General features: G+C 28.6%; 15 protein-coding genes. 14 read left to right on the forward strand and 1 reads right to left on the reverse strand.

All coding sequences use genetic code 11. From position 1 onward, the window contains the following. Positions 1–31 precede the first annotated feature (31 nt). The 10 genes from OCU47_RS06965 to OCU47_RS07010 all read left to right on the forward strand — a co-directional run bounded on the left by OCU47_RS06965 (position 32) and on the right by OCU47_RS07010 (position 11,827). Positions 32–1,762 (forward strand): phospho-sugar mutase, encoded by a 1,731-nt coding sequence (locus OCU47_RS06965; RefSeq protein WP_261827875.1) that lies wholly within the window; start codon positions 32–34, stop codon positions 1,760–1,762. Positions 1,763–1,812: 50 nt separating this feature from the next. Further along, positions 1,813–2,898, forward strand: a complete 1,086-nt coding sequence (locus OCU47_RS06970; protein ID WP_261827876.1) for a tetratricopeptide repeat protein — start codon at positions 1,813–1,815, stop codon at positions 2,896–2,898. Between the two features lie 124 nt (positions 2,899–3,022). Next, positions 3,023–4,030, forward strand: coding sequence for an acyltransferase family protein (locus OCU47_RS06975; RefSeq protein WP_261827877.1), 1,008 nt, complete (start codon positions 3,023–3,025; stop codon positions 4,028–4,030). Between the two features lie 92 nt (positions 4,031–4,122). Further along, a complete protein-coding gene (locus OCU47_RS06980; RefSeq protein WP_261827878.1) occupies positions 4,123–5,517 on the forward strand; it encodes a sugar transferase in 1,395 nt (464 codons plus the stop codon). 25 nt (positions 5,518–5,542) lie between these two features. Then, on the forward strand, positions 5,543–6,676 hold the full coding sequence (locus OCU47_RS06985; protein ID WP_261827879.1) for a glycosyltransferase family 4 protein: 1,134 nt from the start codon (positions 5,543–5,545) through the stop codon (positions 6,674–6,676). A 119-nt stretch (positions 6,677–6,795) separates the two neighbouring features. Beyond that, positions 6,796–7,524 (forward strand): WecB/TagA/CpsF family glycosyltransferase, encoded by a 729-nt coding sequence (locus OCU47_RS06990; RefSeq protein WP_261827880.1) that lies wholly within the window; start codon positions 6,796–6,798, stop codon positions 7,522–7,524. Beyond that, positions 7,521–8,810, forward strand: a complete 1,290-nt coding sequence (locus OCU47_RS06995) for a glycosyltransferase family protein (RefSeq protein ID WP_261827881.1) — start codon at positions 7,521–7,523, stop codon at positions 8,808–8,810. The genes OCU47_RS06990 and OCU47_RS06995 overlap by 4 nt, the downstream gene beginning before the upstream one ends. 4 nt (positions 8,811–8,814) lie before the next feature. Continuing rightward, positions 8,815–9,969, forward strand: a complete 1,155-nt coding sequence (locus OCU47_RS07000; RefSeq protein WP_261827882.1) for a glycosyltransferase — start codon at positions 8,815–8,817, stop codon at positions 9,967–9,969. Further along, positions 9,969–11,186, forward strand: a complete 1,218-nt coding sequence (locus tag OCU47_RS07005; protein ID WP_261827883.1) for an O-antigen ligase family protein — start codon at positions 9,969–9,971, stop codon at positions 11,184–11,186. Before OCU47_RS07000 ends, OCU47_RS07005 begins: the two co-directional genes overlap by 1 nt. Positions 11,187–11,197: 11 nt before the next feature. Further along, positions 11,198–11,827, forward strand: a complete 630-nt coding sequence (locus OCU47_RS07010) for a cyclodeaminase/cyclohydrolase family protein (RefSeq protein ID WP_261827884.1) — start codon at positions 11,198–11,200, stop codon at positions 11,825–11,827. A 48-nt stretch (positions 11,828–11,875) separates the two neighbouring features. On the opposite strand, the gene pdaA is transcribed toward OCU47_RS07010, so the two are convergent. Next, positions 11,876–12,622, reverse strand: coding sequence for a delta-lactam-biosynthetic de-N-acetylase (gene pdaA / locus OCU47_RS07015; protein ID WP_261827885.1), 747 nt, complete (start codon positions 12,620–12,622; stop codon positions 11,876–11,878). Between the two features lie 162 nt (positions 12,623–12,784). Between pdaA and ychF the strand changes: the two genes are divergently transcribed. The 4 genes from ychF to OCU47_RS07035 all read left to right on the forward strand — a co-directional run bounded on the left by ychF (position 12,785) and on the right by OCU47_RS07035 (position 16,100). Continuing rightward, positions 12,785–13,882, forward strand: coding sequence for a redox-regulated ATPase YchF (ychF, locus tag OCU47_RS07020; RefSeq protein WP_261827886.1), 1,098 nt, complete (start codon positions 12,785–12,787; stop codon positions 13,880–13,882). Between the two features lie 308 nt (positions 13,883–14,190). Then, positions 14,191–14,619, forward strand: a complete 429-nt coding sequence (gene mraZ, locus OCU47_RS07025; protein ID WP_261827887.1) for a division/cell wall cluster transcriptional repressor MraZ — start codon at positions 14,191–14,193, stop codon at positions 14,617–14,619. A gap of 17 nt (positions 14,620–14,636) precedes the next feature. Further along, the gene (gene rsmH / locus OCU47_RS07030; RefSeq protein WP_261827888.1) at positions 14,637–15,569 is read left to right on the forward strand and encodes a 16S rRNA (cytosine(1402)-N(4))-methyltransferase RsmH; all 933 of its coding nucleotides are present in this window, start codon (positions 14,637–14,639) and stop codon (positions 15,567–15,569) included. A gap of 36 nt (positions 15,570–15,605) precedes the next feature. Continuing rightward, complete coding sequence (locus OCU47_RS07035; RefSeq protein WP_261827889.1) at positions 15,606–16,100, forward strand: hypothetical protein; 495 nt, start codon at positions 15,606–15,608, stop codon at positions 16,098–16,100. Positions 16,101–16,109 lie beyond the last annotated feature (9 nt).

A 16,109-nucleotide genomic window follows, 5' to 3' on the forward strand; every position in this document is an offset into this window, starting at 1 on the left:
ATATTTATAGTTGTTTTAGGAGGGATATTTTATGGGTTATAAAGATAAATATAACAATTGGATAGACTCAGAAGTTATTTCTGAAAGTTTGAAAAAAGAATTACGTGAAATTAAAGATGAAAAAGAGATAGAGGATAGATTCTATAAGGAACTTGACTTTGGTACAGGTGGATTAAGAGGGGTTATAGGTGCAGGAACTAACAGAATGAATATTCATACTGTAGGCAAAGCAACACAAGGACTTTCTGATTATTTAAATTCAAGTTATAAATTTGATGTGTCAGTAGCTATAGCTCATGATTCAAGAAATATGTCACCAGAGTTTGCTAAAGCAGCTGCATTAACTTTATGTGCAAATGGAATAAAAGTATATTTATTTGAAAGTTTAAGACCAACTCCTGTATTGTCATTTACAGTAAGACATTTAAAATGTAAATCTGGAATAGTCGTTACTGCATCACATAATCCAAAACAATATAATGGATATAAAGTTTATGGAGAAGATGGAGGTCAGGTTACAGATAATGCTGCTCATGAAATAATTACAAAGGTTAATGCTATAGAAGATTATGCTAATATTAAAACTATGGATGAATATGAAGCTGTAAAGAGTGGATTATTAGTGTATATAGGGGAAGATATAGATAAGGCATATATAGAAAATGTGAAGTCTTTAACTGTAAGAAAGCAATTAGTTAAGGAATCAGCAAAGGACTTAAAGATTATATATACACCTATACATGGATCAGGAAATGTTCCTGTAAGAAGGGTATTGAAGGAATTAGGATACGAAAATTTACATGTAGTTAAAGAGCAAGAATTGCCAGATGGTAATTTTCCTACAGCTCCTTATCCAAATCCAGAAAATCCAGATGTATTCAAATTAGCTTTAGAAATGGCAAAGGAGATTCAACCGGATATTATATTTGGAACAGATCCAGACTGTGATAGAATTGGTGCAGTAGTTAAAGATAATGAAGGAAATTATAAAGTATTAACAGGAAACCAAACAGGTATATTGTTAGTTCACTATATGTTATCTTCTTTAAAGGAATTAAATCAACTTCCTGATAATGCTGCAGTAATAAAAACTATAGTTACTACAGAAGCTGTAAGAAATATAGCTAAATATTATGGCACAGAACTTATAGATGTATTAACTGGATTTAAATACATTGGAGAAAAGATAAAGGAATTTGAAGAAACACATAGTAACAAATTTATTATAGGTTTTGAAGAAAGTTATGGATACCTTTCAGGAGAATTTGTAAGAGATAAGGATGCAGTAATTGCTTCTATGTTAATTGCAGAAATGACTTTATACTATAAGAGTAAAGGTATGACATTGTATGATGGCTTAATCAAGATTTATGAACAATATGGTTTCCATAAAGAAGAATTAGTTTCTTTAGAATTAAAAGGTAAGGAAGGACAAGAACAAATTGCTAAGTGTATAGATTCTCTTAGAAATAAACACATTTCTGAATTAAACGGAGTTAAGTTAGTTAAGAAGTTTGACTATAAAGAAAGTATGGAGAATGATTTGTTAAGTAATACAACTAGTGTAATTAAATTGCCAAAATCAAATGTTTTAAAGTTTGTTTTTGAAGATGATTCATGGTTTGTTGTAAGACCTTCTGGTACAGAGCCCAAAATGAAGATTTATCTAGCTGTTTCAGGAAAATCTTTAAAGGACTCAGAAGCTAAGGTAGCAAAATTTAAAGAAACTGTTATGAATTTAATTAATAGTATGTTAAACTAAAGAAAATAGAGGCTGTTTAAACAGCCTCTTTTAAATGTTGAGGTGAAAATATGGATTATAATGCTTACATGAAAGAAAAAATGTCAAAAATGCTATTCATAGAAATAGATATAAAGAAGTTATTGTCTCAAATTACTTCAGAAGAAGTGACTTTAGAGAATAATGATATATACTTCCCGATTAAGTTTGATAAGGTTTCAGAAAATGTTCAATCTAAAACCTCTGTGGGCAATCTTTCTTTGAGCTGGATTGTAGAAGGAATGTTTTTAACTTTGGGCATAGATGATAATTTTAAGTATAATAATGACTATTTAAAAGTGTTAAACATAATAAGAGATTCAGAAAAAATAGTAAAATCAATTATTGCTGAAAATGTGAAGAAAAAAGAATATGTTGAAGCTTTTTCCCTACTAAAAGGTTTAGTGGCTTTAAATAATTCAGAAGAATACTATGATAAGTTATTAAGTGTAGGTGAGAAACTAACTGAATTGGATAAAAATTTTGCTGAGCAGCAACTTTTAGTAGTTGAATTAGCGAAGAAGGACTATTTAAATTCTGCAATGCCTTACTATTATGAAGCACTAGCGTTATATTCTTTGGAAAAAAATTCAGAAGCCTATGTAGCTCTAAATGAGTATGTAAATAAAGGTGGAGAAAAAACTTCTCAAGTTACCACACTACTTAACATATTAAAAGAAGACATAGATTATAAAAAAGGCGTTGAATTGCTAGATGAGGAACCAGAGTTAGCATTGAAAAAATTGCTGCCCATTTTAGAAAAGAATTCTGAAGACGCTATTCTTAATTTTTATATTGCTTTAGCGTATAGAAAGTTGGAAAATTATGAAAAGGCTATTTACTACTTGAATCAAAGTATTGCAATTGATAGCTCTATTGCAGAAGTGGTAAATGAAATGGGAATAAATTATGCATGTCTTGGTGAGTATGAAAATGCTATTAAATATTTAAGAAAAGCCTTTGAAGCAACTAGAGACGTAGAAGTATGTACTAATATAGTAATTTGTTATAATAATATGGGTGATGTAGAGAATGCAAAATTACACCTTCAAATAGCTGAAAAATTAAATAAAGACGATGAAATAGTAAAACAGCTTAAAGAAATTTTATATAAGTAGAAAATTCAGCATTATGCTGAGTTTTTTTACATTTTAGCCTATAATATTTTGAAAAGGTGGACAAAATATTATAGGTTGGATATAATGGAAAAAGAAATTATTTTGGTTTAATGGAGGGGTAAAATTGAGATATAAAGAATTAGACACTTTAAAGGGAATAGGTATACTTTTAGTATTGCTGGGACATTCATTTATAGTGTATCCTATAAATGTCATAGATCATAATCAAACTAGTCAGTTGATTCATGCATATATTTATAGTTTTCATATGCCATTATTTTTTATTATATCTGGCTTTTTATATAATGTTGCCAGGACTAAACAACAAAGTTACAAAGATTTTGCTGTTAACAAAGCAAAGAGGTTATTGATTCCTTATTTTTTTATAACGATAGTAGATATGATTCCAAGAATGCTGTTACCGGCGTTGGTTAATCAAAAAACAGATTTTGTTGATGCCATTGAAAAGATAGTAATTAGTGGTGGTTTTATTTGGTTTATATATACTTTATTTTTTGTTTTTATGATTTTTCATTTGATTAAAGGTATATTCAATTTGAGTTATGGCAAATATGTGTTTCTTGCAGTTTTAATAATGTTAGATTTATTTAAGGATAATATTCCACATATAGAGTTGTTTACAATGAATAAAGTCATATTTTATCTAATATTTTTCTCGATAGGATATATTATAAAAGATAATTATGATATGATAAAAAATGTTTTAAGTAAAAATGTAATAGTTATACTTGCAGCAATAATATTTTTATTAACTGCATTTAGATATGATACAAATGAAGTTTTAAGTATAATAATTCCTTTCTTGGGAATTTATATTGCTTGGTTTATTTGTCTTAAATTAAAAGAAGGCAAAATTTCTAAGTTCCTTCAAGAATGTGGACAATTTTCATTGCAAATTTATGTTTTAGAAGGATTCTTCTTAGTTGGATGTAGAGTTATATTAATAAAAATATTTAAGTTATCTAATGATTTTATGATAATATCATCAATGTTTATTCTTCAAATTGCGTTAGAATATTTGTTTATAAAGTATTTTACAAACAAAATTCCAATAATAAGTTTTCTTTTAGGTAACAAATATGTTAAGAAAGATAAAGAACAACAAGTTTAACTAATTTGCTAAGTTGTTTAGCAGGAAAAATTGACTATATATTATAGACAGTGTAGAATATACTTGTTAGCATTTATAATGAGGTGTATAAGATGAAAAAAATTCAATGGGGTACACAACTTTTTAGGTTTGGTACTTTTGTAGTGGATTCAATAATAGTAGTGTTTTCAGTTTATTTAGCATTTTTATTACTATTTAATTTTAATCCACCAGAATATAATATTAATCCATTTATAGAGATTATTCCTTTTATAGTTATTGCATATTTAATTTTTATGTATGTATTTGGCTTAGAAGATTTACTTAAACGAAGTATGAGTGAAACTATTTATTCCATATTTTTATCAGTAGGAGCATTATTTATCTCTACAGCTTTTATAACATTTTTTGCAAGAGGATTTGCTTATCCAAGAAGTGTTTTAATTGTAAGTCCAATAGTCCAATTTATATTGTTAAGCTTATGGAGAACTATAGTATGGAAGATTAGTAGAGTTAATCATGGAATTAAAGATTCACTAATTGTAGGAGAACAATCTATAGAATATCTTACAAGTAAGATATTGACAAAACAAAAAGATTTATACAAAGTTAAATATATATGTGATGGAAAATCAAAAAGATTATTTTCTTATCTAGATAAAGTAGAAGTGGTGTTCTTATGCAATGATGTGGATTTAGATTTAAAGAAACAAATTGTGGATAGATGCCTAATGGCTAGAAAGAGTATATATATAATTCCTGATATATATGAAATTGCACTTTTAAATTCTAAGTTAAATAGAGCGGATGATATTCCAATATTAAAAGTTAGAAAACTAGGATTAACTATAGAACAAAGATTTTTCAAGAGATTACTAGATGTAATGGTATCTTTAGTTGGAATTATAATTACAAGTCCTATTATGGTAATTGTAACTATAGCGATCAAGCTTAGTGATGGGGGTAACATATTCTATAAGCAAGAAAGAGTTACTGAAGATGAGAAGGTATTTAATGTTCTTAAATTTAGAACAATGGTAATGAATGCTGAGAAATTGACAGGACCGGTACTTGCAGGAGATGAGGATCCTAGAATAACTAAAATAGGAAAGATATTAAGAGCAACTAGACTAGATGAGCTTCCACAGTTTTTCAATATACTATTTGGAAGTATGAGTGTAGTGGGTCCAAGACCTGAGAGACCTTTCTTTGTAGAACAATTTAAAGAAGAAATTCCTGACTATAAGTATAGAACCATAGTTAAAGCTGGACTTACTGGGTTAGCACAAGTACTTGGAAAATATTCTACAACTCCAGAGGATAAAGTAAGATATGATATTATGTATGTAAGAAACTATTCAATTTTGCTAGATCTAAAGCTTATTTTACAAACTGTAAAAATAATGTTTATGAAGGAAAGTTCAGAAGGTGTAAAGGATGATATGCCTTTTGATGAACTTATGAAGGAAGAATTTTCTGAAGTTACAGTAGATGTAGATAAAAATTAATAAACCTTTAGTTAGGAGGAATAAAATGAAAAAAGTGCTTTTTGTTGCTGCACCACAAAGTCATATAATGAATTTTCATTTGCCTTTCTTAAAATATTTTCATGATAAAAATTATGAGGTATTTGTAGCAACAAAATTGGATAGAGAAAAGTATAAAAAAGAGATGCAAAGGGATACTTGGGTAAAGTGGAATGATATAGATTTTAGTAGAAGTCCATTTTCATCAAAGTCACTTAAAGCGTATAAGCAATTAAAAGAGCTTATGAAAGAACATCAATTTGATCTGATTCATGTTCATACTCCTATGGGAGGTTTCTTAGGAAGGTTAGCTGCAAAAAATACTAAGCAAAAAGTTGTTTTATATACAGCTCACGGATTTCACTTTTTCCAAGGGGCAAGCAAGGTGAATTGGGCATTATATTATAATGCTGAAAAATTGGCTGCTAAATGGACAGATGGATTAATAACGATGAATGAAGAAGATTATAGTAATGCCCTTAAATTAATGAAGAATAGAGATAACGTATTTAAAGTTAATGGTGTAGGGGTAGATTTAAGTAAGAGTTGTGCAGAGCAGTATAATGATGTAAGAGCAGAATTAGGAATAGGTAAAGATGATTTTGTTATATCTGTTGTAGCTGAATTTATACCTAGAAAAAACCATATTCAGATTATCGATGCTATTGATCTTGTGAAAAAAAGAAATCCAAATTATAAAATAAAAGTACTTATGGCTGGAGATGGTGATTTAATTCCACAAATAAAGGATATAATTTCTACTAAAGAATTAAAAGATGATATTTTACTTTTGGGATTTAGAAAAGACGTCATATCTGTATTAAAAGCATCTGATGCTTTAGCTTTGACTTCAAAACAAGAAGGACTACCCAAAAATGTAATGGAAGCAATGGCGTGTAAACTTCCTATAATTACTACGGATGTTCGTGGAAATAGAGATTTAGTAGATAATATGAAAAATGGAATTGTTGTACCATTATATGATGTTGAAGCAACAGCAAATGCAATAGAAAAGTTATATAATAATGATAAGTTGCGAAAAGAATTTTCTAAATGTAGTTATGAAAAAGTTCAAAATTATTCAATTGATAATGTGCTTATAGAAATGGATAAAATTTATACAAAATTTTTAGAAGTTTAGAGATAAAAACAGTGTGTAATTTTACTTAATGTACTACTATTAATAATTTAAGGTACACTACTAAAAAAATGGATAGTAGTGTATTTTTTTATAAGGTAAATGTTGAAAGGAATGAAAGTATGTATACAAACATTTTGGGATATAACGTATATAATAGAAGTAAAGATGAATTTATTGATTTAATTAAAACAAAAGAAGAAAAAGTGAATATAATTTCTGGAAATCCAGAAATTTTGTATAATGGATTAATAAATCCAATGCTATCAAAAGTTTTTAAGTCAGAAGATGCCGTTATAATTCCAGATGGGATAGGGACTGTTATAGCTTCTAAAATTATGAAAAACCCAGTTAAGGAAAGAATAGCAGGGATTGAGGTTATGAAAGAAATAATAGAGTATTGTATTATGAATAATCAAAAAATATATCTTTTAGGTGCAACTCAAGAAACAATAGAGAAGTGTACTGAAAATCTTAAAAAGCAATATTCTAATTTAAAAATAGCGGGATTTCATAATGGATATTTTGATATAGATAATTGTGAAGAAATAATTAAGGATATAATAGAACAAAATCCTTATGCAATATTCATAGCAATGGGAAGTCCTAGACAAGAATTATTTATTCAAAAATATAAGGAACAAATCAATAGCAGAATATTTATGGGTGTAGGTGGAAGTTTTGATATTTTTGCAGGTACATTAAAAAGAGCTCCTAAATGGATGATTAAATTAGGCTTGGAGTGGCTTTATAGAGTTTCAAAAGAACCTTGGAGAATAAGAAGACTATCAGCTATTCCTAAATTTCTTTTATTGGTTATTAAAGATCAAAAAAATAGGAGGAAGAAATGAAGATTTTAGTTGTTGCTTGTTATTCTCCAATAATAAATAATTCGGCATCTATTGAAACATTGATGTATCTTAATAATTTGGTTAGTAATGGAGAAAATGAGGTTCATCTTTTAACAGTGGATTTTCCCGAAAATTCAATTTATTATGATAAGGAGATACTTCAATTATTAGATGAGCATATAAAGTTGCATAAGATAGATGGTGGGCGCATTTTCAATAAAATAATGCCAAAAAAAATAATCAATGCTAGTGCAGACAAGGAAATGGTTAATGACAGCAAAAAGTTTCAGCTGTTAAGGAAGATAAAAAACAAAATTATCTTTCCTGATATGTATTATATATGGTCCAAAGCTGCTGCAAAATATGCTAATGAAAAATTGATGAATGCAGGAAAACCTTTTGATGTGATATTTTCTATGCATGAACCTCCTTCAAGTCATTTGTGTGCGAAGAACATTAAGTTAAAAAATCAAGGTATTCCATGGATAACTTATTGGAGTGATCCATGGCTAAGCGATCCTTCTAGATCTGATATTGGTATAATAAGAAAAACTATTGAAGGACGAATGGAAAAAAGTGTAGTAATGAATTGTGATAAGTTAATTTTTGTTACTGAAGCGAATAAAAATGATTTTAGAAAAAGATATAATTTAAAAAATGAAAATCTTTATTTGATTAATAGGGGTTACGATCAAAAATTATATCAACAATTAGAGCAGGAAGAGAAGCCGAAAGAGATAGATGAAAATAAAATAAACATATTATATGCAGGAGAAATATTTAGTAAATTAAGAGATATATCAAAATTTATTAAAGCATTAGATAAGTTGAAAAATGACAATAAGGACGTATATAATTCTTTTAATATAATGTTTTACGGAAATATAGATGATGCAAGTTTATGTGAAAGATTAAAATCTTTTGAAAATGTAAAGGTCAATAAACGAATCCCATTTAGGCAGGCATTAAAGTTAATGATACATTCAGAAGTGTTATTGCTATTTGGAAATAAGAATTCAAAACAGATTCCAGCAAAAATTTATGATTATTTTGGATGCAAGGGCAAAGTATTGGTTGTTTTAGGTGATGAAAATGATCCTATTAAATCAGTAGTAGAGAATAAGGATAAGTGTATTACAATTAATAATTCTTCAGAAGCAATATATGCTTCTCTAATAGATATTTATACGAAAAATCAAAATAATGAGTTAATAGATATCCCTCTAGAGGCATATGAGTGGGGAGCTGTAACACGGAAAATGGAAAGTATTTTTAAAGGAATGTGATATTATGCATGTGATGATTGTACCATCTTGGTATGCTACAGAGTTTAATAAGGTTCATGGCAGTTTTTTTAAAGAACAGGCATTAGCGCTGCAAAGGAGTGGAATTAAGGTTTCTATAGCCTTTAATGAAATTTGGCCTTTGTCAAGATTAGGAAGAATAAAAAGTAAAAGAGGGCTAAGTTGTAAAAATGAAGATGGCCTTACTACTTATAGATACAAGAACTACAATTATTTACCTAAGAATCCGCGTATGTTTAATATATTTAATAGAAGGATGGAAAAGATATATAAAAGCATTGTTGAAAAAGAAGGAAAAGTAGATGTTATTCATGCACATTCAGCTTTGTGGGGAGGAATTAGTGCAGCATATATTAGTCAAAAGTATGGTATACCATTAGTTCTTACAGAACATTCTTCTTTAAAGTATGCTCAATATCTTAAAGATAGTTATAGAAAATATGTTTATGAAGCTTATATGAATAGCAACAAGCTTGTTTCTGTTAGTGAGAGTTTGAAGACAGAACTTCAAAACTATGTAAGTAATAAGGATATAGTGGTTATAAACAATATAGTAGATTTTAATAATTTTACTTTAGATAAGAGAAATGATAGTTATAATGAAACAGAAAAGTTTACTTTTTTTAGTTGTGCCTTTTTAGAACCAGACAAAGGAATGGATATATTAATCAAAGCATTTAATAAGGGGTTTAAGAATAGTGAAAATGTAGTATTAAGAATTGGTGGTGCTGGCAGGGCAGTAGAGGAATTAAAATCACTTATAGAAGAATTAGATTTGAAAGATAAGGTTATGTTGTTAGGGGCTTTATCTAGGGAAGAGGTTTCAGAGGAAATGCAGAAGTGTAATTGTTTTGCATTAGCTTCTAGGCATGAAACTTTTGGCATGGTATATGTAGAAGCTCTTGCTAGCGGAAAGCCAGTAATAGGAACTAAAAATGGTGGTGCTGAAGAAATAATAAATGAGAATAATGGATTACTTGTTGAGATTGATAATACAGAAGAGTTATGTGAGGCGATGAAATATATATATTGTAATTTAAATAAATATACTTCGGAAATGTTAAGAAAAGAATGTGAAGAAATATATTCTGAGAAAAATATAGTAAGCAGAATAAAGTCTGTATATGAGGAGGTGCTATAATGAGGGGAGTGCAAATAAAGGTTTTAAGATTTTTCACTACTGAAATAAATCTTGTGCTTTGTTATATGCTTTTGGGTTTTTTGTTTATTACTCCATTAGTGGAATTAAAAGGATTAATGTCAATATCCAGTAAGTTAATGCTGATATGGGGACTTGCTATGGTTATATATTATGCTATACAAGGGAAGTTTAAAGCAAATGTAAAGGTATATTTTACTTTAGTATTATTTCTATTGGTTCAAATTATTAGTATTCTAGTAAATAGAGCTAACATAAATATATCAGTGATCCTGGTAAATCTTATTTTATTTTTTGCAATATTCAATATGAGTAACAAGAAGCAAGCTAAAATATCTATTGAAAAGATTTGTTCTACTATGGCAAATGTGGCTGGAATTCTTGGAGTAATTAGCATAATAATTTATTTTTCAAATTTAAGTATAGTTTTTTATGGTGTTACTTTTGGCAGAATTGCTAAACTTCAATTTTCAGGTGTTTATTCTAATCCGAATACTTTAGGCATAATATCACTATTTTCTATAATAATGATATTAATATTAATTAGTATAAGAAAGAATAAAACGGATAGAATAATTTTAATCTCAAATATTATATGTCAATTTTTCTTACTATATATTAGTGATTGTAGTTCAGCTTTGCTAGGGTTAGCGGTATTTGTTCTATGTATTGTATTCTTTTTACTTAGAAAGAATATATTTAGAATAATGTATTTAGCTGTAATTATTATACCTTCAGTTGTGTTTATAATTAGGAGTTATAAAAATTACAAATTAATGGATTACTTAAATGGAAGATTTGATCTTTGGAAGGCAGCTATAAATGTTTCAAAGCAACATTTATTTTTTGGGGTCGGTAACGGAAATTTAGTAGATGTGGTTAAGCATAGTACTAAGTTGCAGCTATGGGGAATAGATGCAGGTGGACTACACAATATATTTTTTCAAGTATTAGTATCAAATGGAGTAATAGCTTTACTTATATTTATAATTTTTATTGTCGTATTTGTAGTAAAGGGATTTAGTATAATTTCAAAATTACAGTCTCAGCAAAGATTACTAGCAATAAAATTATTTGCTTTTGAAGTAGCAATACTTTCTGTGAATTGTTTTGAAGCAAATATGCTTTATGTAGTAAGTTTTATTTCAATAATTTTCTGGGCTATTCTTGGATATTTTTTTAGCTTAGAAGATAGATAAGGAGTTATATTATGATGAAAAACTTAACAATAGAACAATTTATTGATGAACTTTCTTCTAATAAACCTACTCCAGGTGGTGGTGGTGTAGCAGCACTTTCAGCTGCAATGTCTGCAGGATTAAATTCTATGGTATACAGCCTTACAGTAGATAAAAAGGCATTTGCTAGTTTAGATGAGGAAATAAAAAATAAAGTTTTGAATAGTTATGAAGAAGCAATGAAAAGTGCGAAAGATTTTATGGAATATATAGAAATGGATAAAGAAGCTTTTTCTAAACTTATGGATTGCTATAAGTTACCTAAGGATACAGAAGAACATATTAAGATTAGAAACAGAGAAATATCTATTGCAACAGAACAAGCTATGATTGTTCCTTTTAGGCTTATGGATAAAGCTAAAAGATTCTATGATAATATAGAAGTTGCTTTAGATTTTGGAAATAAGAATCTTTTATCTGATGTAGCAGTAGCGGTAATAATGTTAAATGCTGCTATAGAAGCATCAATAATTAATGTTAAAGTTAATTATGCATGTTTGGATGGGAATGATAAAATCAAAGGTATTTTAGAAGAAGCTGAAAATATAGTTAAAACTTCAGAAAACAATAAGAGAAGAATTATGGAAAAAATGAGTTTTTAAAATATTATTTTAAAGGTATGCTAAACAATTAGCATACCTTTAAGTTTTTTAAGGTAAATCATTTAATGATTTAAATTCATAGCCTTGATTTTTTAATTCTTTTATAATATCGTCTAATATTTCAGTATTTGTTTTAGAAACAGCGTGGAGTAACATAATTTCACCACTATGAGCCTTGCCTAAAATTTTATTTTTCGCAAAGATATGAGTAGGTTGATTATCAACAAGCCAATCTCTATAGGCAAAACTCCAAAATACTGTTTTGTAACCCTTTTCTTGAGTTTTTTGTAATGAGCTCTCAGAGAATTTACCCATAGGTGGTCTGAAGAATTTAGGTATGTCTTTTCCGACTAATTTTTTATATTCTTCATTAACATCATCAAATTCTTTGTTAAATTTTGTCGGATCAGTAACACTAGCCATAGATGGATGAGTACTGGAATGATTGCATACCAAATGACCTTCGGCCTCCATTCTTTTTATTAAGTCTGGATTTTGTTTGATATATGGTTTGACTACAAAAAAAGCTGCTGGAACTTTATTTTCTTTGAGAACATCTAAAATTTTTGCAGTATATCCATTTTCATAACCCTCATCAAAAGTTAGAAATATTTGTTTTTTGCTTTGGTCTCCAACATAATAAACATTATATTTATCAATAAATTGGCTAGCTTCTTTAGGAGCAGAAATTGACTGTCCATGTTGTACAAAATACCAGTTTAGTTCTTTATTACTTAAAGGACCTGCACTAAGTAAAGTACAAAGCAAAAACGGTACGAATGCTGTTAATTTCATTTATAAATCACCTCATAATAAGTGTTAGTAACTTAAAAAAATATATTATATAAAACTAAAGGATAAATTAGAATTTTATGTTATAATAGTATAGTTGAAAAAAATGAACTTATGAAGTATAATCTAGTGAGAAAATCCCATGGAAGAAAGGAATGTACATAAATGAATATAGGAATAGTAGGTTTACCAAATGTAGGTAAGAGTACTTTATTTAATGCTATAACAAAAGCTGGAGCAGAATCAGCAAACTATCCATTCTGTACAATAGAACCTAATGTTGGAGTCGTAAGCGTACCAGATGAAAGATTAGATGTTCTAGAAAAAATGTATAATACTAAGAAAAAGGTATATACTGCTATAGAATTTTATGATATAGCGGGATTGGTAAAAGGAGCTAGTAAGGGTGAAGGTTTAGGAAATAAATTTTTATCTCATATTAGAGAAGTTTCTTCAATTGTACATGTGGTAAGATGCTTTAATGATCCGAATGTTGTGCATGTAGATGGCTCAGTAGACCCAATTAGAGATATAGAAACTATCAATTTAGAGTTGATTTTTTCAGATTTAGAAGTTCTTGAGAGAAGAATGGAAAAGACTATGAAATTAGTAAGATCTGGAGATAAGAAAGCTAAATTTGAATATGATTTAATGGAAAGAATTAAAGCTCACCTTGAAGCGAATAAACCAATAAGAACATTAGACGTAACAGAAGATGAAGATGAATTCATCAAAACTTTATTTATGATAACATCAAAACCAGTTTTATATGCTTGTAATATATCTGAAGATGATTTGATGTCAGGCAATCTTGAAAATGATTTTGTTAAAAAAGTTAAACAGTATGCAGCTGAAGAACATTCAGGTACTGTAGTTATGTGTGCAAGATTAGAGGAAGAACTTTCAACTCTAGAAGATGATGAGAAGAAAGAAATGCTTGAGGAATATGGTCTTCAAGAAACAGGTTTAAATAAGCTAATAAAAGCTAGTTATGAATTATTAGGTCTTATAAGTTATCTTACAGCAGGAGTTCAAGAAGTAAGAGCATGGACAATTATAAAAGGAACAAAGGCTCCTCAAGCAGCAGGAAAAATCCATACAGATATTGAAAGAGGATTTATTAGAGCTGAAATTATTGGCTATGATGATCTTGTTCAATGTGGATCAGAAGCTGCAGCAAAAGAAAAGGGATTATATAGACTTGAAGGAAAAGAATATGTAATGCAAGATGGAGATGTAGTTAATTTTAGATTTAATGTATAACAAAAATATGGTATATGTACAATAAAGCACTTAACATTTTGTATTGAATATATTTAAATTGCATTTATTAAAAGAATAATTATATAAAAACGTAAACCGCCACTATATGGAAATTATAGTGGCGGTTTACGTTTTTTATATTTGAAATCAATTACAAACATAATTTTTTTAAAATTTTTTGTGAAAAGATTTAAATAAAATAAAATTTCCATTGAAGGTATTTTTTTTTTAGTATAGAATATAATTAGTGGGTTAAAGTGGAGCAAAGTGGATGAAAGTAGATTGAAAAGGAAGAGAAGGGGTATGAAATGTTTATAGGTGAATACAATCATGCAGTGGACACTAAAAATAGAATAATCATCCCTTCAAAATTTCGTGATGAACTTTTGGGAAAGTTTATAATGACCAAAGGACTTGATGGTTGTTTATATGTTTATCCAGAATCAGAATGGAATATCCTACAGGAAAAGTTGAAGTCACTTCCGCTAACCAATAGAGATGCTAGAGCTTTTGTAAGGTTTTTCTTTTCAGGAGCGTCAGAAATAGAAATTGATAAACAAGGTAGAGCATTAATTCCACAAAATTTAAAGGAATATGCCAAGATAGATAAGGAAATAGTAAGCATAGGAGTTTCTAATAGAATAGAAATTTGGAGCAAAGAAAAGTGGCAGGAATACAATGAATCAGATATTGATTATGATTCAATTGCCGAGAAGATGAGTTTATTAGGAATTTAAACGAAGGAGAATATAAAATGGAATTTAAACATGTGTCTGTATTATTAAATGAGTGTATTGAAGGGCTAAATATTAAAGAAAACGGTATATATGTAGATTGTACATTAGGTGGAGCAGGACACTCATCTCATATTATAGAAAAGTTATCAAGCGAAGGGTTGCTTATAGGTATAGACCAAGATACGGAAGCGTTAAAAGCTGCAAATGAAAAACTAAGCAAGTATGAAAACAAAAAATTAGTTCATAATAATTTTTACAATATTAAATCAATATTAGAAGATTTAGAGGTTGAAAAGGTTGACGGAATATTAATGGATTTAGGAGTATCATCATATCAATTAGATAATCCGGAGAGAGGCTTTAGCTATATGAATGATGCAGAACTTGACATGAGAATGGATAGGGAAAATTCTTTATCAGCATATGATGTGGTTAATAGTTATAGTGAAGAAGAATTAGCTAGAATTATTAGAGAATATGGTGAAGAAAAATTTGCTAAGAGGATAGCCAACTTTATAGTAAATGCAAGAAAAGAGAAAGCTGTAGAAACTACATTTGAATTGGTAGAAATAATTAAAAAAGCTATTCCTGCAAAGGCTAGACGAGAAGGACCGCATCCAGCAAAGAGAACTTTTCAAGCTATTAGAATAGAAGTTAATAGAGAACTAAGTATAATTGAACAAACAATTTTAGATGGGGTAGAAAAACTAAATAAGGGTGGAAGAATGGCAATAATAACTTTCCATTCTTTAGAAGATAGAATTGTAAAGAATACATTTAGAACTCTTCAAAATCCATGTACATGTCCTAGGGAGTTTCCGATATGTATTTGCAATAAAAAACCAGTAGTTAAGTTGATTAATAATAAGCCTATAGAAGCGTCTGCTGAAGAATTAGAATATAATCCAAGAAGTAGAAGTGCTAAATTGAGAATATTAGAAAAAATTTAAAAATATCTGTAATAATATTTCAAGGGGTTGAATAAAGTGATAGAGAAGAATTTAAATTATATAAATGGCAATACAGTATTGGAACCTAAAACAACACCATTGGATCCTCAGGTGGAGAGACAATATGAAGAACTTAAGAAAGCAAAGAAAAACAGACAATTAAGAGAAAAGCAAAAGAGAAGAAAAGCAAGAAAAGCAGCAACTCAGACAATATTTATTTTGTTTGCAGCAGGAATGTTTGTAATTTGGAGTGATAATAGAGTCTATAAAGCTGAAAACAATTTAACTCAGATGAAATATGCAATTGCTAATCTTCAAAGTGAAAACGAAGCTCTTAATGTAAAATTGTTAAAAGCATCTTCTATTAATGACATTAGAAGTTCAGCAGAAACTAAGTTAGGTATGATAACTCCAACAAAAAATGATATAAAAAGGGTAGATTTACAAAAAAACAATTTTAAGCCAAAGAGTGAAGAGAGCGTCAAAGACGGAAAAAGTTTATTTTCAAAAATACTAGATGCATTTTTCTAAAGTGCATCT

The sequence above is a fragment of the Clostridium sp. TW13 genome (genome assembly GCF_024345225.1).
In the GTDB taxonomy this organism is placed as follows: Bacteria; Bacillota; Clostridia; order Clostridiales; family Clostridiaceae; genus Inconstantimicrobium; species Inconstantimicrobium mannanitabidum.